General features: G+C 58.2%; 20 protein-coding genes and 1 pseudogene. 6 read left to right on the top strand and 15 right to left on the bottom strand.

Features of this window, described 5'->3' with window-relative positions; genetic code table 11:
- Nucleotides 1-27: 27 nt before the first annotated feature.
- The 5 genes from JBO08_RS25175 to JBO08_RS25155 form a co-directional block, all read right to left on the bottom strand.
- Complete coding sequence (locus tag JBO08_RS25175) at nt 28-525, bottom strand: GNAT family N-acetyltransferase (RefSeq protein WP_065880870.1); 498 nt, start codon at nt 523-525, stop codon at nt 28-30.
- On the bottom strand, nt 522-746 hold the full coding sequence (locus JBO08_RS25170; protein WP_065874145.1) for a hypothetical protein: 225 nt from the start codon (nt 744-746) through the stop codon (nt 522-524). Before JBO08_RS25170 ends, JBO08_RS25175 begins: the two co-directional genes overlap by 4 nt.
- 107 nt (nt 747-853) lie before the next feature.
- Nucleotides 854-1,393, bottom strand: a complete 540-nt coding sequence (locus JBO08_RS25165) for a hypothetical protein (protein WP_225930640.1) — start codon at nt 1,391-1,393, stop codon at nt 854-856.
- Nucleotides 1,394-1,428: 35 nt separating this feature from the next.
- Nucleotides 1,429-2,373, bottom strand: a complete 945-nt coding sequence (locus JBO08_RS25160) for an alpha/beta hydrolase fold domain-containing protein (protein WP_065880869.1) — start codon at nt 2,371-2,373, stop codon at nt 1,429-1,431.
- The gene (locus JBO08_RS25155; RefSeq protein ID WP_065874148.1) at nt 2,373-2,813 is read right to left on the bottom strand and encodes a tryptophan-rich sensory protein TspO; all 441 of its coding nucleotides are present in this window, start codon (nt 2,811-2,813) and stop codon (nt 2,373-2,375) included. The genes JBO08_RS25160 and JBO08_RS25155 overlap by 1 nt, the downstream gene beginning before the upstream one ends.
- Before the next feature lie 163 nt (nt 2,814-2,976).
- On the opposite strand from JBO08_RS25155, the gene chrA reads away from it, so the two are divergent.
- Nucleotides 2,977-4,191, top strand: coding sequence for a chromate efflux transporter (chrA, locus tag JBO08_RS25150; RefSeq protein WP_220075150.1), 1,215 nt, complete (start codon nt 2,977-2,979; stop codon nt 4,189-4,191).
- Here chrA and JBO08_RS25145 read toward each other — a convergent pair.
- Complete coding sequence (locus tag JBO08_RS25145) at nt 4,180-4,752, bottom strand: nucleotidyltransferase family protein (RefSeq protein ID WP_065890598.1); 573 nt, start codon at nt 4,750-4,752, stop codon at nt 4,180-4,182. The two genes, chrA and JBO08_RS25145, sit on opposite strands and share 12 nt — an antisense overlap.
- Nucleotides 4,753-4,985: 233 nt before the next feature.
- On the opposite strand from JBO08_RS25145, the gene JBO08_RS25140 reads away from it, so the two are divergent.
- Nucleotides 4,986-5,591, top strand: coding sequence for a hypothetical protein (locus tag JBO08_RS25140; RefSeq protein WP_065874154.1), 606 nt, complete (start codon nt 4,986-4,988; stop codon nt 5,589-5,591).
- 57 nt (nt 5,592-5,648) lie between these two features.
- A pseudogene (locus JBO08_RS25135) lies at nt 5,649-5,774 on the top strand (DUF6124 family protein); the annotation flags it as partial.
- A gap of 3 nt (nt 5,775-5,777) precedes the next feature.
- Here JBO08_RS25135 and JBO08_RS25130 read toward each other — a convergent pair.
- The 6 genes from JBO08_RS25130 to JBO08_RS25105 form a co-directional block, all read right to left on the bottom strand.
- The gene (locus JBO08_RS25130; protein WP_065874155.1) at nt 5,778-6,011 is read right to left on the bottom strand and encodes a hypothetical protein; all 234 of its coding nucleotides are present in this window, start codon (nt 6,009-6,011) and stop codon (nt 5,778-5,780) included.
- Nucleotides 6,012-6,249: 238 nt separating this feature from the next.
- Nucleotides 6,250-7,566, bottom strand: a complete 1,317-nt coding sequence (locus JBO08_RS25125) for an MFS transporter (protein WP_065874158.1) — start codon at nt 7,564-7,566, stop codon at nt 6,250-6,252.
- A gap of 66 nt (nt 7,567-7,632) precedes the next feature.
- A complete protein-coding gene (locus tag JBO08_RS25120) occupies nt 7,633-8,157 on the bottom strand; it encodes a gamma carbonic anhydrase family protein (protein WP_065890597.1) in 525 nt (174 codons plus the stop codon).
- A 12-nt stretch (nt 8,158-8,169) separates the two neighbouring features.
- Complete coding sequence (locus tag JBO08_RS25115) at nt 8,170-9,360, bottom strand: CaiB/BaiF CoA-transferase family protein (protein WP_065874160.1); 1,191 nt, start codon at nt 9,358-9,360, stop codon at nt 8,170-8,172.
- A 25-nt stretch (nt 9,361-9,385) separates the two neighbouring features.
- On the bottom strand, nt 9,386-10,315 hold the full coding sequence (locus JBO08_RS25110) for a hydroxymethylglutaryl-CoA lyase (protein WP_065946354.1): 930 nt from the start codon (nt 10,313-10,315) through the stop codon (nt 9,386-9,388).
- 119 nt (nt 10,316-10,434) lie between these two features.
- Nucleotides 10,435-11,334 carry a LysR family transcriptional regulator gene (locus tag JBO08_RS25105; RefSeq protein WP_065874163.1) on the bottom strand — a complete coding sequence of 300 codons (900 nt, stop codon included), beginning with the start codon at nt 11,332-11,334 and terminating at the stop codon, nt 10,435-10,437.
- A 219-nt stretch (nt 11,335-11,553) separates the two neighbouring features.
- Here JBO08_RS25105 and JBO08_RS25100 point away from each other — a divergent pair, with 219 nt between their 5' ends.
- Both JBO08_RS25100 and JBO08_RS25095 read left to right on the top strand, forming a co-directional pair.
- Complete coding sequence (locus JBO08_RS25100; protein ID WP_065946353.1) at nt 11,554-11,823, top strand: hypothetical protein; 270 nt, start codon at nt 11,554-11,556, stop codon at nt 11,821-11,823.
- 218 nt (nt 11,824-12,041) lie between these two features.
- On the top strand, nt 12,042-12,365 hold the full coding sequence (locus JBO08_RS25095; RefSeq protein WP_220075149.1) for a low molecular weight protein tyrosine phosphatase family protein: 324 nt from the start codon (nt 12,042-12,044) through the stop codon (nt 12,363-12,365).
- A gap of 228 nt (nt 12,366-12,593) precedes the next feature.
- Here JBO08_RS25095 and JBO08_RS25090 read toward each other — a convergent pair whose 3' ends face one another.
- Nucleotides 12,594-13,049, bottom strand: coding sequence for a hypothetical protein (locus JBO08_RS25090; protein ID WP_065874166.1), 456 nt, complete (start codon nt 13,047-13,049; stop codon nt 12,594-12,596).
- Between the two features lie 406 nt (nt 13,050-13,455).
- On the opposite strand from JBO08_RS25090, the gene JBO08_RS28330 reads away from it, so the two are divergent.
- Nucleotides 13,456-14,085: a DUF3885 domain-containing protein gene (locus tag JBO08_RS28330; protein WP_065874167.1), complete on the top strand. Its 630-nt coding sequence runs from the start codon at nt 13,456-13,458 to the stop codon at nt 14,083-14,085.
- Nucleotides 14,086-14,173: 88 nt separating this feature from the next.
- On the opposite strand, the gene JBO08_RS25080 is transcribed toward JBO08_RS28330, so the two are convergent.
- Both JBO08_RS25080 and glyA read right to left on the bottom strand, forming a co-directional pair.
- A complete protein-coding gene (locus tag JBO08_RS25080; protein ID WP_225930641.1) occupies nt 14,174-14,635 on the bottom strand; it encodes a hypothetical protein in 462 nt (153 codons plus the stop codon).
- A 63-nt stretch (nt 14,636-14,698) separates the two neighbouring features.
- Nucleotides 14,699-15,964: a serine hydroxymethyltransferase gene (gene glyA / locus JBO08_RS25075; RefSeq protein ID WP_065874173.1), complete on the bottom strand. Its 1,266-nt coding sequence runs from the start codon at nt 15,962-15,964 to the stop codon at nt 14,699-14,701.
- Nucleotides 15,965-15,989 lie beyond the last annotated feature (25 nt).

The raw sequence follows: 15,989 nt of genomic DNA, 5'->3' as shown, positions 1-15,989 counted from the left end.
CCCACATTGATTTGCGGCGTTTCACGTCTACAACAGTCGCTGCATGTGCGTCGTCTGCCACACCGGGTCCGCGTCTACATCCACCACTTCAAACCCCTGCCGCACCCAAAAATCAATCGCCCCCGGCAAAAACGGGTGGGTATGCAGGTAAACCACCTCAACCCCCTCCGCTTTCGCCATTGCCTCCAGCGCCCCATACAACGCCCCCGCCAGACCAAAGCGGCGATAGGCAGGCAGCACAAACAGACGCACCACTTCCACCGTATTGCGGCCCTGGTAATTCAACTGCGCAAAACGCCCGTCGTAAGGCAAGTAACCAATGGCCGCAACAATCCGGCCCGCCTCCCGAGCGATTAGAAACTGCCCATCGCCCTGTAGATAGATCGCCTCGAATTGCGCCAGGTCCGCTGGCATTCCCGCCGCACTGAGCTTCGGGAACAGCTCGGCGCGGGCCTGCAGCACAAACCTCAGTACGTCAGGAATATCCGCAGTCGTGACCGCCTGAATCCGAGGGTTTTCGCTCATACAACCTCAATCTGCGTGATTCCCACCACCTGCGCCTGTTCCAGAATCTCCTCCGGCGTCGCATCCGCAGGCGGCAGGATCAAGCCATTCTCGGCATCGCCGAAATGCAATTGCAGCAAGTGCAACGCCGCCTCATGCACCGGCAATTCGGGCTGCTTGAATTCGAACACATGGGTGCGCAATTCTTCGTTGAATCGGTAGTTGAGTGTGTATTGGCGCATGGTGGAGTCCTCATGATGAGAGAAGAGCAGCTGATTAACCTGACTCATTGATCAAGTTTTTAGTTCAATGAATCAGCCTTTCAACGGCCTCACGTCACAGGTACCACTCACTGGCGCAACTCACAGACTGCACTGCCCTTCATCCCCGACGCATGCACGCTCACGTGGCGTACGGCAAACCCTGGTTTCTCGACAAGCTTCTTCTCTTCCCAGACACCGCCGTTTTCGACTTGATAGCCGATCGTGCCATCTGCTTGCCAAGTCAGCCGTAGGGTGTACACGCCGTTATGGTCGGGAGCTCGATGGAAGAAGGTATCGATGACTGGCTTTGCCTTGTTGAACGTGCGCAGCTCGAATAGCCGCTCGTCGCTGTCGGCGGGCGTATAGCTGGACAGGAACAGCGTATCGTCTTCCGCAGCATCCTCGGCGGCCGCAAGAATGACCGAAGGCACCCACTTTTCGCCACGGTCCTGGGTGTCGGTGGCGACCTTGCAGGTCAACTGGCCTTTGCCCGTGACGTCCTGGCGGAAGGCCGTCTCGTAGTAGCCGTAGGGCACGTCGAAGCGCAGTGTCTTCTCGGTGACTTGCTCACAGCCGGCCAGCAGATACAGCGCCGATAACCCGATGAATCCTTGAAGAACCTTCACGTGCTGTCCTTGGCTTGAATGGGGGGAGCGCAAGGTTACCCGGACGAAGAAAGATTGAGTACTCCCCCGTCCATTCTTTGACTGATCCACTGGCGGCTGTAGGCAAGCACGCCCGCCCCCATCACCACCGGAAAATGGATAAACCCATGGGCCGACTCCGGCAACAGATGCGCCTCAGCCCCCGGCCACTGCTCAGCGATCAACAAGGTGTCATCTTTCAACGGGTCCAACTCGCCCACAAACATCAACGCCGGCGGCAACCCGCCGAAGTCGCCATACAGCGGTGACAACGGCGCCTGCCGACGCTCGTCATCACTCAACCCCGGCGTCAGCATGCGCAGTGCCTCGACCATGCCAGGCCCATCCAGCAACAAGGTTTCGGGCCCCGCCGCGCGCACGCTGGGGGTGCCGGCCAAATCGTAAACGCCGTAGTACAACACCGCCCCGCTTACCCGTTTGAGCAAATCGGGCCACTGCTTCAACGCCAGTAGTGTCGCCGCCGCCAAGTGCCCGCCCGCCGATTCGCCGACGACGAACACCGGCAGGTCGGCAAACTCATCCGTGGCCAGCAACCATCGCGCGGCCGCGAGGCAGTCGTCCATTAGCCCCTCGACCGGTGTGTCGACCGCCAGCCGATAATCCACCGACACCACCGCCACGTCACACGCGTTGACCATACCCAGATTGAGGTCGTCATCCATCTGCGCATTGCCAATCACCCAGCCGCCGCCGTGGATATCCAGCACCACGCCTTTGGGTTTGCCGCTCGGCCGCAGGATGCGCACGGGCACTGAATCGACCACCTTGCACTCAGCATCCGGCCCTTTCCTGACCTTTTGGCTGACGCGCAACAGCACCTGAATCAGACGCGGTGTAACCCGATTGCGGATTTTAAAGCGCGGCATCCACGCGAGCTTTTGATTGAAACGGCGCATCTCGGCCAGTTCAGGCTCACTGGCGGGCCAGAGCGTATGGGCCATCAGCGGTTATTCCGCAGGATCGAGAAATTCAACGCCGCCGCGACACACAGCCACGCCAAGTAGGGGAACAGGATCAAGCCGGTGATCAAGTCCAGGCGCACCGCCAACACCACCATCGCCGCTACGGTGAGCCACAGCACGGTAATAATCACCATCCCGGCCAAGATGCGATGGGCGCCGAAGAACACCGGCGTCCACAACGTGTTCAACGCAATCTGCGCCGCCCACAGGGCCAACACCATTTCGCTGCCTGGGATCAGGCTGAGGCGGTAACCGGCCCAGGCCAGCAGCAGGTATATGATCGTCCACGCCACCGGGAACAACCAATTGGGCGGTGTGAAGCTGGGTTTCACGAGGGATTCGTACCAGGCGCCTGGTTTGAAAATGATGCCGGTGCTGGCAGCCGCCGCGCAGGCCAGCAGGAAAATAAAAAAGGTCATCGTCTGTCCTTGCTGTCGTCAGTATCAGTGATGGGAAGGCTTTCTCCGTGCATCTTTCAATGACTCAAATGCGCGCGCAAAAATTCCATCACGCGTTGCAATTGGCGTAAACAGAGGCCTCTTCTTCACGTCATCAAAATTCGCTAAGGTGGCGCAACCCCTCATGAGACCTAACCCCTTGGCCCATTCCTGTGCTGATCATCCCGGCAGCCCCTGGTCGGTATTCCTGATCTTCCTGCGCCTGGGCCTCACCTCGTTCGGCGGCCCGATTGCGCACCTGGGTTATTTTCGCGAGGAGTTCGTCACACGGCGACGCTGGCTGAGCGAGCGCAGTTACGCGGAATTGGTCGCGTTGTGCCAATTCCTCCCTGGCCCGGCCAGCAGCCAGGTCGGCATCGCGCTGGGCCTGTCCCGCGCCGGTTACCGTGGCGCCGCTGCTGCCTGGGCCGGGTTTACACTGCCGTCAGCCATCGCGCTGATCCTGTTCGCCCTGGGCCTGTCCCACGATGGCAGCGCCCTCCCCGACGGCGCGCTGCATGGCCTCAAAGTGGTCGCCGTGGCGGTGGTCGCCCAAGCCGTCTGGGGCATGGCGCGTTCCCTGTGCCAAGGCCTGGCGCGTGTGATACTGATGCTGATTGCGGCGTGTTTGGCGCTGCTGGAACCGTCCGCCTGGGCCCAGGTCGGGGTGATCTGCGCCGCAGGCGTGGCCGGCCTGCTGCTGTTCAAACGTGAGCCGAGTGCCGAGCCTGACGCGCTGCCGGTCGCCATCAGCCGCCGCGCGGGCGCCCTGTGGCTGGGGCTGTTCCTCGTGTTGCTGGCGGGCCTGCCGATTCTGGCCGGCTGGTTGCCCAATCCCACGCTGGCCTTGGTAGATGCCTTCTACCGCACCGGCTCGCTGGTCTTCGGCGGCGGCCATGTGGTGCTGCCGTTGCTGCAAGCCGAAGTGGTGCCACCGCACTGGGTGAACAATGACGTATTCCTCGCGGGCTACGGCGCCACGCAAGCCGTGCCCGGCCCGCTGTTCACCTTTGCCGCGTTCCTTGGCGCCTCGATGAACCATGCCCCGAACGGCTGGCTGGGTGGCGTGATTGCGCTGCTGGCTATATTTGCCCCGTCCTTTTTGCTGGTGATGGGTGCACTGCCGTTCTGGGCAACCCTGCGCCGCAGCCCACGCACCCAGGCCGCGCTGGCCGGAGTGAACGCGGCAGTGGTGGGGTTATTGCTGGCGGCGCTGTATCAGCCGGTGTGGACCAGCGCGATCTTCACTGCGCTGGACTTCAGCTTGGCACTGGCCGCCTTGGTGGCGCTGATGGTCTGGAAGCTGCCGCCCTGGTTGGTGGTGGCCGCCAGCGCCGTGCTGGGAGGGTTACTGGGGTGAACCCGGCGCCACAATCTTCAGCCACGGCCAACGCGCTTGATAACTCTTGGCCTTGTGCATGAACAACGCCGGCTCCGCATGCAGCGGGTTGATGCGCAGCACGCCGTGCTCCACGTCATCCAACCCATAGGGCGCGTACACCTCACCCGTCGCGATATCCAAGCCGATGCACGTACCTGCCACCAGGTAACGATCCACGCCCTGCTTGGCCGAGTGCAACTGCGGATAGGGCCGACCAAACCGCTCGCCGTACCAAAGGTGCACCCGCGCCTGGTTCTTCACCTCCACATTCACGCCCAGGTCCTGGAACAGCGCCTCGGCCGAACGAATCACCGCATCTTCCGCCTCGTAGGACATGTCTGTGTCGAAGTAAAAGACGTCGTAGTCTTTCACGCCCTGAGCGGCGGGAAGATTCGCTTGATGGTTCCACACTGCCTGGAACAGACAGCCGGCGGTGAGCATGCATTGGTCCACGCCGAGGTCGGGCAGGCGTGCGGTGATTTCGGCGTTGATGGGGTTGGCCATGGCCAGTTGGAGTAGGGTTTCGACAGTCAATGTCATGCTCAATCCTTCGTTGTGAGGCCTGTTCCAGGAGGCAATTCTATAGCGTATTGGAGGGCGGCTCTGGTCCTGAACGCGGGAAAAACGCCTCCCATTGCTCGCGCCTGATTCGTCATCCCCATGCCCAAGGTGGGCAGATGCAGGTCAAGGTAAGGCAAAGGCATCAGCCTGGAAACATCTGCTCGACGTTAATGTCTCAGTGCCACCCCCTCCCAATCGTCAAGGATAAAACGATGCGAATCAACGCCCTGGCCCTCGCCGCCACCAGCGCCCTGCTGCTCACCGCTTGCAGCGACAGCCCTTCGGACACCGACATCCACGCCGCACTGCAACCCCGGCTGGAAGGGGCTTCCTGCGTGACGGCAGCGATGTTCAAAAGCTTCCCGGTCACGCTGAGCTCAACCTTCAGCACCGGCGTCTCCAGCGGCAACGCGCCCGCCTTCGATGCGCTGACAGACGCCGGCCTGCTCGCCAAAAGCGACAAGACCTACAGCCTCACCGACCCTGGCCGCGCCGCCTACGTGGAACAAGCATCTGGCTTTTGTTACTCACAAGGCTATGAAATCGCCAAAATCAAGGACATCGCCCCCAACACCGGCCCAATGGGCGCCGCCGTGGATAAATCCTGGATCGTGACGGTGGACATCCGCCAGAAACCCATCGCCGCCTGGGCCAAAACCCCAGCGATAGAAAAACTGGCGCGCAACCCGGAAAACCTCTCCGACGTGCCGAAGACTTACCACGTGACCGTGGGCCGGGTGAAAGGTGAACAAGGCTTGAAACTGCTCGACCCGCGCTTCTCGATCATGCGCGGCGTGAGCGTGAGCCAAGGCTACTAACGCCCCTAACCCCTGTGGCGAGGGAGCTTGCTCCCGTTGGGCTGCGCAGCAGCCCAAAACACGCTGCTGCTCGACCTGTCCGGCAAACACCGCGACGTCGCCCTGGCGATCCACCAACTGAGCGAACTGGGCGTGTTGCTCACGGCCAAACTCCTTGACCGCGAAGCACCCTGCCCCGGCTGATGGTTAGCCCTTCAACTCACCCGCCCGGTTACTCGCCGCATCGTCGTAGGCCACATACAACGACTCGGCGATTTGGCTCTTGATGGCTTTGGTGGACTCAAGCCCCAACACAAACCCCTCAGCTTTGCCACCGGCGCGATTGAGCTCTTCATGGGTTGAAGCGCCAGTGATGGCTTCGAGGAGCTTGATGGCGTGAGGGCCTACGCCTTTGGGAAGGGAGATTTGGTCGATGGACATTGCGGTACCTTTTAAGAATGAGGTCGGTAGCGCGTGAACCACTGCCGGGGGTGGCATGGTAGACCGGTTGTGAAAGAAAGGGGGCGCTTTCGGCCGAAATAGACTTTGCCCTATGCGTCTGTAACGACGAACGCTCTCGGAATGGAAAGAGGCCCCCACGGGTGAAAGCGGTTCAAGAGCGCTTGCGCGATTCAAGCCCTTCAACAATCAGCAAGTCCGGTCATTCGTGAGAATTTCGTCAGGACCTGGGATTCTTGACGTAGCGCATGACGACGAAACAAGCGACTAGAATCAGCGGTGCAATGGAGAGCATGCCCATGTAGGTAGAGCCGGACAGATCGTTGATTTTGCCCACCATCACAGGTGCAACCATGCCGCTCAATTGGCCGATGGAGTTGATTGCTGCTGTCCCGGTAGCGATAGCCAGGCCGGAGAAGGTCGACTGCGGGATGGTCCAGAAAATCGGGATCGCAATAAAGGTGCCCGCAGTAGCGAGTACGAGTGCTGCCATCATCGCCCATGACGAGTCGGAGAACAGGCAGGCCAACACGTAGCCTACTGCCGCCGCCACCAGGCACCACACAAGGTAAGTCTTGCGTTCACCTGTACGATCAGAACGCCGGGTCAGCCATATCATGCCGATACAGGCCACGATGTAAGGCAACGCCGAAAGCATCCCTATCCAGAATAGACTCTGCACACCGGAGGATTTGATCAGGTGTGGCATCCAGAAGTTGAGGCCATAAGCAGCGGTCTTGATCACAAAGTAGATGAACGCCATGAGCGCCACTTCCCGGGTCAGCAACACACGCCACAACGATCCCAATACCGGCTTCTGGTTGACTTTGTCATGCGCCAGGTTGGCCGCCAGCAGGTCCTTCTCGCTACGGCTTAGCCATTTGGCCGATTCGATGTCTCGGTCCAGTTTCCACAACACCAGCAGGCCGAGTACCACACAGGGGAGTCCGGACATCAGGAACAGCCAGTGCCAACCTGCCAGCCCGAACACCCCGTCCATCGTGCCCAACAGGATCCCCGCCGCCGGCCCACCGACGGCGCCTGCCAGAGGTACCGCCAGGAACCAAAGGCCATTCATCTTTGCCAGGTGCTTCTTGGGAAACCAGCACGCCAGGTAGAACAGGATCGCCGGGCCAAAACCGGCTTCCATCACGCCGATCAGAAAACGCAGGAAGTACAGGGTGTATTGCGTGTAGGCGAACATCAAAGCCGCCGTCGCCAGTCCCCAGGAGATCATGATCCGACAGATCCAGGCCGGCGCCCCGTAGCGTTTGAGACCAAGACTGCTAGGCACTTCGAATAGCACGTAGCCGAAAAAAAACATGCTCGCGGCCAAACCGTATGCCGCGTCGCTCAGACCCAATTCATGCTGCATTTGGGTCTTGGCGAAGCTGATGTTGATCCGATCAAAATAGGAAAACAGAAAGCAGATAATGGCCAGCGGCATGATGCGCCAGGCCACGCGCCGATACAGCAGCAATTCGTTGATCGTTTCTTCGCTGCGCGCAAGGGCGATTTCGCCAGTCATGGCAACCATGATGTTTCTCCATTCTTGTAATTATTGGAGAGAGGCAAGTTCCTTCAGGAACTTTGCTCAACGGGTTTAGCTGATCAGGATCAGTTTTTCCTTGTAAACCTGACCCTTGACGACATAGTCCTCGGCGTTTCGGTGCATGCCGGCAATCGCTTCAGGCGTCAGTTCGCGCACGACTTTGGCAGGTGCGCCCAGGATCAGGGAGTTATCCGGGAACACCTTGCCTTCGGTGACAATCGCACCGGCGCCAACCAGGCAGTTCTTGCCGATGACCGCACCATTGAGGACAACCGCCTGAATCCCGATAAGCGCACCATCGCCAATGGTGCAGCCATGCAACATGGCCTGGTGGCCGATGGTGACGCCCTTGCCTACCGTCAGCGCAAATCCCGGATCGGCATGCAGCACCGCACCTTCCTGCACATTGCTGTGCTGACCGATGAGAATCGGCTCGTTGTCACCGCGCAGAACAGCATGTGGCCAGATACTGACGCCCTGCTGCAGCGTGACATTGCCGATGACGGTAGCGTCCTGCGCGACGAAGGTTTCGGCGTGGATGGCGGGGATAAGCGTGTCATATTGATAGATAGCCACGGCAGCTCCTCCTCAGGCCTGAGCATCAGTTTTCAGCACACCGGCAGCACACAGCTCGGCAATGTGTTCGTCGCTGTAGCCCAGTTCGCACATGACTTTGTGGGTGTGCTCGCCGATGCGTGGAATTGATCGACGGGGTTGAAGACGCTCGCCATCCAGGGACAACGGCAGCAGTGGCATGGCGGTGAACGATCCGTCTTCGAGTTCAAGATTTGCCAGTCCACCGCTTTTCAGCAGGTGAGGATCTTCAAACAACTCTTCCGGACGACGAATCGGCGCGAATGGAATGCCGTGGGCTTCGAGTTGTAGCGCCAGAGCCTGAGCATCCATGGTCGCGAAGACTTCAGCCAGATGGGCTAGCAGCCGTGGTCGTTGTAGAACGCGGTCGTTGTTGGTGGCAAGAGTCTGATCGTCGAGCAACACCGTCTGGCCCAGCAGCTGGCACAAGGCGTTCCACTGGCCTTCACCGGTGGCAGCAACGAACATCTGCTCACCGCCAGCGAACTCGAACACGTCATAGATGGCCCAGGCGCTGATGCGGTTCGGCATTGGCGCGGCTGCCTGCCCGGTCACCGCGTATTGCTGCATATGTTGGGCGGCGAGCAACACGCAGTTTTCGTAAAGCGCGCTTTGCACCTCACGACCGGCCCCAGTGACGTTGCGCTCGTTGAGCGCGGCAAGCACGCCGATGGCACCGAACATCCCGCCCATGATGTCGTTCACGGAACTGCCAGCACGTAGCGGTCTACCGACAGGGCCTGTCATGTAGGCCAGACCGGCCATCATCTGCACCACTTCATCCAGGGCCAGGCGATTGTCGTAAGGACCGTTCAGAAAGCCTTTGTGTGAGGCATAAATAATGCGCGGGTTACGCTCCCGAATCGCAGCGTAGCCAAAGCCGAGCGCTTGCATGCGGCCAGGTTTGAAGTTCTCGATGAATACGTCGGCGGTGTCGATAAGTTCCAGCACAGCGTCGCGCCCCTGAGGGGTGTTGACGTCAATGGCGATGCACTGTTTGTTGCGGTTGAAGGTGCGAAAAAAACCGGCACCCGCGCCCAGCAGGCGGCGCGTGCCGTCGCCCTGGATCGGCTCGATCTTGATCACCTCGGCACCGAGGTCACCCAGGATCATCCCGCAGGTCGGCCCCATCACCATATGAGAAATTTCGACGACACGAATGCCGTCCAATGGAAGTCTGGACATTAGCGTTTTCCTCGATCAAGCAGGCTCAAGCGCGGTTGGCGACTGGCGTGTAATTGAGTGGAAGGCCAGCGCGGGCAATGCAGCCGTAAAGCGTTTCGTCCGGTAAGGCGGCGCGCAGCAGATCCCTTGAAGCGATCAGTGCGGGCAGATCAACGCCGGTGTCATAGCCCATGCTTTGCAGCATGAACACCAGGTCTTCGGTCACGGTGTTGCCGGACGCGCCCGGCGCGAACGGGCAACCACCCAGCCCTGCCAGGGAAGAATCAAGCTCGGTGATGCCTTGCTGCACCGCCACCAGGCTGTTGGCCAGCGCCAGACCTCGGGTGTCATGAAAATGCGCAGCCCGGAGTTTGTCACCGGCAATAGCGCGAACCGCCTGCAACGTGGTCGCCACTTGGCCGGGATTGGCATAGCCGGTGGTGTCGCCAAGCGAAACCAGATCGCAGCCGGCTTCCAGCACCCGACCGGTCAATTCGCAGAGGTCGCTCAATGGCACATCGCCCTGGCGGGTGCAGCCAAATGCAACCGACATCCCGGCGATTATTTGAACGTTGTGCAAACCCATTTGGGTCCGTAGTTCGCACATCCGCGCCAGTTCCTCGACCATTTCCAGCGGCGTACGCCGCACATTGGCCAGGCTATGGGCAGCGCTGACGGAGACAGGCGCAATGATACGGTGAGCGCCGGACTCCAGCGCATCACGACAGCCGCGCAGGTTAGGCGCCAGGACCGTTACGACCAGATCTGGAAAACTCAAGGCGTGGGCGACGACTTCCTTTGCATCGGCCATCTGCGGCAGCAGTTTGGCGGGAACAAAGGACGCGACTTCCATATAACGCATGCCGGCAGCATAGGCGGCATCGATCCATTGTCGTTTGGCAGAGGTAGGCATTACGGTTTGAAGGCTTTGCAAACCATCACGCATGCCGACTTCATTGATTGTTATTGTTGTCATGAAAAAGCTCTCACAGGCTGAAGCGCAACTTCAGATTAAAGAGCCGCTGGCTTAGCAAAAAGACGTCATTTACGCGGTGATCCATCGTCAACCGCGATGGATTCAATCAGCCCCAAGGCTCAACCGGTGTTTGCGCGCAAAAGCAGATGATCCAGCAAGCGCCGTGCGGACAGCGACAGTGCATCCCGATCACGCACACAGATAACAAACTCACCCAGTGCCCAATCGTCGGTCAGCGGAATAATGCGCAAGTCAAACAACTGGGCATACCGCGCCACGGCCTCCAGTGGAAATACAGCAAGTCCCAAGCCGAATTGCACTAGGCGGAATGCGGCGTCGAACGACGAAACATAGGAGCGAAACCGCAACTCATGTCCGTCCTTAGTCGCTTCATTACGCATGAAGTTATTCAACGTGGCGAAAGCGGACAACCCCAAATGATCAAAGGCCAGGGTCTCTGCGAACGCAATACGGGGGCGATTGGCCAAGGAATGGTTCGAGCCTACGACGACGGCCAGATGATCCCGACGATAAGGTAGAAACTCCAGATCGCCCATGGCCATTGATCGTCGACAAATGCCCAAATCGGCATTGCCTTCAGCCACACCTCGTACCACATCGGGACTGAAACGTTCTTCGATGTCGGCCTGGATTCCAGGGTGCTTAAGCATGAAGTCAGACAGCTCTTCGGGTAGAAACTCCATAATTGACGAGATGTTTGCCAACACCCGTACATGCCCTCGGGCGCCTTCAGCGTATTCGCCAAGCTCGCTATCGAGCCGCTCCATCGCCCGTGTCAGAGACCGAGCATGCCGAAGCAGCGCCAACCCCGCCGGGGTCGGTTCAACCCCGCGTTTGCTGCGCTTTAGTAGCGCCGTACCAAATCGCGCCTCAATGTCGGAAATACGTTTGCTGACCGCCGAGGGCGCCATAAATGCTCGCTCACTGGCGCTTGCAATCGTGCCCTCTTCACAGACCAGAATGAACAAGTGCAAGGATAAGTGATCCAGGTGCTGCATTACGTCCGTCCATCAAATAGCAATGTGGCGCGAAGATACATTTCTCCGCGTTCAATCTACTGAGGTTTTCGCAAATATTCTGGATATACGCAATCGCCGCTGGAATGGCTTCGAGTTTTGCAGACGCATCGGAGGGCTGCTTCTGGCCGATTTCGCTATTCATCAATCTCCCGAGCGTGCGAAATTACCAGCTCTGCAATTTCTCTCAAAGGCAGCCTCATGACCTCTACCCTGGCAGTGTCGGATATTTTAGGTCCATGGAGTGGCGATACCCCCACAGGAATCATTCAGCGTTGCAGGGAGGCATGGGACACACCTTTAGAGAGTTTGAATGATCTTATGGTCGCTACTTTTTTGAATCAGAATATCGCGACGGAACACTTGCTGATTGAAGCGAAGCGCCACATGAAAGATCAGGAACGAGATGAAACCGAGTACTTCGACGGCCAGCTTCTCGAAGCTATCGAGCGCTTGCAATCCGGGGAGTAATTCATCCCGACAGTTTGTTGCGCTCGACGTGGACTATCTATATTGGATCGCTTTCTATCTCGCGCGACTGGCAGAGGACGTCGATAGCAGCCCTTGTTGTCAGGCAATAATCGGCCAGAACGGACACATTCCTTTATTCCCAGAAGCTACGCTCTGAGTATGTCAACGTGTCCGAACCTGAGCTTCGAATCTCCGGAACAGTTTGGAGCTAACCCACTTTGAATGCGTTGTTCATCTGCGGCAAAAACCGCCTACGTAGTCCGACCGCCGAGCAAATTTTTGCTGATTGGTCGGGAGTTGATACAGCATCGGCTGGTGTCAATAACGATGCGGATGTGCCTGTAAGCCAGGAGCTTCTAGGGTGGGCCGATCTCATTTTTGTTATGGAGCAAATCCATCGAAAGAAACTGACTGCTCGCTTCACCTCGGCATTGGCCAATAAACGTATCATCTGTCTGAATATTTCGGATGATTACGAATATATGGCACCTGCTTTGATCAAGCTGCTGGAAGCGAGAGTCGAGCGTTATTTATCCTCCTGATGTTATGTCCGCCTGTGGGCCGTCTCCACCTGATCAGTCGACTGACCGCTCTTGGCCGACTCTGCTGAAAAATCGTACTCGCTTAGCCAAGGTAACCGCTTGTGAAAATGGGATCAGACCACGATTAATAATAGTGGTCTGACCCCTGTTCTTCTGTGGTCTGACCCCTGTTCTTCTTCGAGAAAAGCCCCTTTGCGGGCCCTTTCGTACGCGGGGTAAAAGTGCTAATTACTTGTTCCGCAGTAGCACATACGCTTCACCGCCGTTGCGATCATGCTGAAGAATAAAGTTGTTGTTCTGGATGCGCACCTTCGATGGCACGCGATCTGCTACCGACGTTTGCGAGTAAGTCTGCGCGGCGCTCAGCAGTTGGCGGGTCAGACTGTCGTCGGGTTGCTTCGGAGTGGTAACGACGCATTCCTTTTCGGAAAGTTGCACGGAGAGGTTTTTGTCCGCGGTGAAGCCGATGCGCGTGAAACCCATGTCCTGGAGGTCGTTGATGCCGAAGCGCTTGGCCGCTTCAGCAGAACCGGCGAACGAGGGGGCGGTCTTCAGACAGATTTCGACGAAGGCTTCGATCGCCTTGGAGGTGACAGGCGTCGATACGCTTGGTGTTGCAGTGGAGCAGCTGGCGAGGACTAACAGGCTGGATAAGGCGAGTGTACGGAACAAAGTATTGGACATGAAGCGGGATCCTTCCATTGGAAATTCGGAGTGCAGACGTGGGCTGAGCGGCGCCGGAACGGAACGCCTGCGAATGGTAAATTAAAATGGAGTACGGGGTTTACGACTTTGCGAACCTCTACGCTTGCTGGCAGTGCGCTCGCGACGTGAACCTGTGTGTGCTCGGGCTAGCTTGACGACGGTCGGCAAATTCGCTTAGCAGCAGATTGCATAGCAGCGACAGGCAATAGCCGCTCGATTTCAGTAAATGCTAACCGGACGCTATGGGTCGTTTTCAACCAGTAGCCACAGGTAGAAAACGGCCAAAAGCGGACGCTCGCGGCTTAGCTCAGATCTTACGTATACAGTAATATCCGTCTGCACCGCCCAAACTATGGAGCCGGGCTATTAGCCATGAAGGGATCAAGTGAATCTACAACTTGAAATTGAGAGGATCTTTGGGGGTAAAGCATTTGACAGGCCACTTTTCTATTCCTATCCAGGAGGTCTGCGTTTTGAGCTCTCTGAAACTGGTGGAGTGATTGAGCAATTTCTATCAGCACTACGAAAATCAACAAAGATCTGCAGCGATATCTTTCTTGAGGACGCGACGCTTGTTGCTTGTCTGCGCATTCATTCTGGCAGCAACCGATTTGCTCATCGGCCCCTGATTCACGCCCTTCGATCTGCCGGCATTAACATACCCACGGAGTGCTCAGTCTGGAGTGAGGAAATAGATCCGGAGGAATGGTTTTGCGAAAGGGAGCCGGAATATTGGATCAACATCGCATTTGAAGCGCCTGCGACTCTGCTTCAAGCATTTCTTTGGTGTGCTTTGGCTAGGGACTTTGCCGCAATTCAGCCTAAACCCAACTGCGTTTTATACCTCTTCAATTTGAAGAGGCACGTTATGGTTTTTCCCTACGACGACAGAGGTATGGATGTGGTCGGCCCCAACAAAAATCTGCTTTCACAGTTGTATCGTCTGCATCATACATACCTGCTGGAATACGACCGACATACGATGGACACCACATTTGCAGGGGCTGCGCGCTAGCCTCATTGCTTACATTGGGGCTGAAATCGTGCCCACAGCCCACATGGCCACCGTCTCTTTTTGGCCGCTTACTGCCCGTCATTCCTGACTACTTTTTTGGGTGAGTACCACCCCTCCCCCGTAATAACCCATCCGCGAGCGAGACTTGGATATTCCTAATCCCATCTAAAGACAAACGCTCGGTGCACCAGACCTCAGCCTCTCCTTTGAAAAGCCTAAGCCACAGCCCATGTGAAACGAGGGTGCTACGCAGCTCCGGGATGCGGATCAAATTCTCAATATCACCACCGAAGTGCTTTAAGAGCAGTCCGTTACGAACGTGCACGATGTAACCCTGACCACCCGCCATTACGATCACATGAAAAGTTGATTCCACTTCCAACACGCAGTTGAAGCGGCAGGACCCGGTGAGCCAGCAAATCGAGATCATTTTTTGGGGCGTGCCCTGGGCTGTGACTTTCGGGCTCACCGGGATCAGTCTTCGGCAGATCATCACGACGCCCCCACGCCCCCAGATCGAACGCCTGATAACGCTGGAAGCAGGCTGCATGAGCGTCCTTTTCGGGTAAAGGCGTGAATCAGGGGCCGTCCACACGGCCCCCCCCAAACCCATTCAGCGATAAACCGGATAACGCCGGCACAGTGCGACAACCTGTTCGCGCACGTGGTGGCCGACCTTGTCACTGTCGCCATATTCCAGGGCGTCGAGTACGTCGCACAACCACCCTGCCACTTGCTCGCAGGCCTCGACACCGAAGCCCCGCGTCGTCACCGCCGGGCTGCCGATGCGCAGGCCGGAGGTCACGAAGGGTGAGCGTGGGTCATTCGGCACCGAGTTTTTATTCGCGGTGATGTAGGCGCTGCTCAATGCCGCATCGGCGTCCTTGCCGGTGTAGGGCTTGTCGGACAGGTCGATCAGCATCATGTGGTTGTCGGTTCCGCCCGAGACGATCTTGTAGCCGCGCTTTTGCAGCACCGCCGCCATGGCGCGGGCGTTGATCACCACTTGGGCCTGGTAGACGCGGAACTCGGGCGTCAGCGCTTCCTTGAACGCCACGGCCTTGGCTGCAATCTGGTGCATAAGCGGGCCGCCCTGCACGCCGGGAAACACTGCCGAATCGAGTTTTTTGTAGAAGGCTTCGTCCTGGCCCTTCGACAGAATCAAACCGCCCCGTGGGCCGCGCAGGGTTTTGTGCGTGGTGCTGGTGACCACATGCGCATGGGGCAGCGGGTCCGGGTATTCGCCGGCGGCGACCAACCCGGCGACGTGGGCCATGTCGACCCAGAATATGGCGCCGACCTTGTCGGCGATGGTGCGCATGCGTGCCCAGTCCTTGTAGCGCGAGTACGCCGAGAAACCGCCGATCAACATTTTCGGGCGCGTCTGCAGGGCAATTCGTTCCATCTCGTCGTAGTCGAGAAAACCGGTTTTCGGGTCCAGCCCGTAGGGCACGATCTTGTAATGCCGGCCCGAAAAGTTCGCCGGGTTACCGTGGGTCAGGTGGCCGCCCTGGGCCAGGTTCATGCCCATCACCGTGTCACCGGGGTTGATCAACGCGAGGAACACCGCCGCGTTGGCCTGCGCACCCGCGTGAGGCTGCACGTTGGCGTAGTCGCAGTTGAACAGGGTCTTGACCCGCTCAATCGCCAGCCGCTCGGCTACATCGACGTATTCACAACCACTGTAGTAGCGCTTGCCGGGATAGCCCTCGGCGTACTTGTTGGTGAGTACCGTGCTCTGGGTCTGCATGACCAGCGGGCTGGCGTAGTTCTCCGACGCGATCAGCTCAATGTGGTCTTCCTGGCGATGCGCTTCGTTATGAATCGCCTCACGCAGTTCAGGGTCGAAAGCATCCAGGGTGAGCGTTGAGTCATACATGGTGGGGGCGTCCTTGGTTAACAAA

Source organism: Pseudomonas sp. LAP_36, assembly GCF_019456785.1.
GTDB lineage: Bacteria > Pseudomonadota > Gammaproteobacteria > Pseudomonadales > Pseudomonadaceae > Aquipseudomonas > Aquipseudomonas tritici.
This window is presented reverse-complemented; position numbering and strand designations above follow the sequence as displayed.

Excerpts from the sequence above, each read along its gene's own strand:
- JBO08_RS25175 (WP_065880870.1), bottom strand. The coding sequence starts at position 525 with ATGAGCGAAAACCCTCGGATTCAGGCGGTCACGACTGCGGATATTCCT.
- JBO08_RS25170 (WP_065874145.1), bottom strand. The coding sequence starts at position 746 with ATGCGCCAATACACACTCAACTACCGATTCAACGAAGAATTGCGCACC.
- JBO08_RS25160 (WP_065880869.1), bottom strand. The coding sequence starts at position 2,373 with ATGGCCCATACGCTCTGGCCCGCCAGTGAGCCTGAACTGGCCGAGATG.
- JBO08_RS25155 (WP_065874148.1), bottom strand. The coding sequence starts at position 2,813 with ATGACCTTTTTTATTTTCCTGCTGGCCTGCGCGGCGGCTGCCAGCACC.
- chrA (WP_220075150.1), top strand. The coding sequence starts at position 2,977 with ATGAGACCTAACCCCTTGGCCCATTCCTGTGCTGATCATCCCGGCAGC.
- JBO08_RS25145 (WP_065890598.1), bottom strand. The coding sequence starts at position 4,752 with ATGACATTGACTGTCGAAACCCTACTCCAACTGGCCATGGCCAACCCC.
- JBO08_RS25140 (WP_065874154.1), top strand. The coding sequence starts at position 4,986 with ATGCGAATCAACGCCCTGGCCCTCGCCGCCACCAGCGCCCTGCTGCTC.
- JBO08_RS25130 (WP_065874155.1), bottom strand. The coding sequence starts at position 6,011 with ATGTCCATCGACCAAATCTCCCTTCCCAAAGGCGTAGGCCCTCACGCC.
- JBO08_RS25125 (WP_065874158.1), bottom strand. The coding sequence starts at position 7,566 with ATGGTTGCCATGACTGGCGAAATCGCCCTTGCGCGCAGCGAAGAAACG.
- JBO08_RS25115 (WP_065874160.1), bottom strand. The coding sequence starts at position 9,360 with ATGTCCAGACTTCCATTGGACGGCATTCGTGTCGTCGAAATTTCTCAT.
- JBO08_RS25110 (WP_065946354.1), bottom strand. The coding sequence starts at position 10,315 with ATGACAACAATAACAATCAATGAAGTCGGCATGCGTGATGGTTTGCAA.
- JBO08_RS25105 (WP_065874163.1), bottom strand. The coding sequence starts at position 11,334 with ATGCAGCACCTGGATCACTTATCCTTGCACTTGTTCATTCTGGTCTGT.
- JBO08_RS25100 (WP_065946353.1), top strand. The coding sequence starts at position 11,554 with ATGACCTCTACCCTGGCAGTGTCGGATATTTTAGGTCCATGGAGTGGC.
- JBO08_RS25090 (WP_065874166.1), bottom strand. The coding sequence starts at position 13,049 with ATGTCCAATACTTTGTTCCGTACACTCGCCTTATCCAGCCTGTTAGTC.
- JBO08_RS25080 (WP_225930641.1), bottom strand. The coding sequence starts at position 14,635 with ATGCAGCCTGCTTCCAGCGTTATCAGGCGTTCGATCTGGGGGCGTGGG.
- glyA (WP_065874173.1), bottom strand. The coding sequence starts at position 15,964 with ATGTATGACTCAACGCTCACCCTGGATGCTTTCGACCCTGAACTGCGT.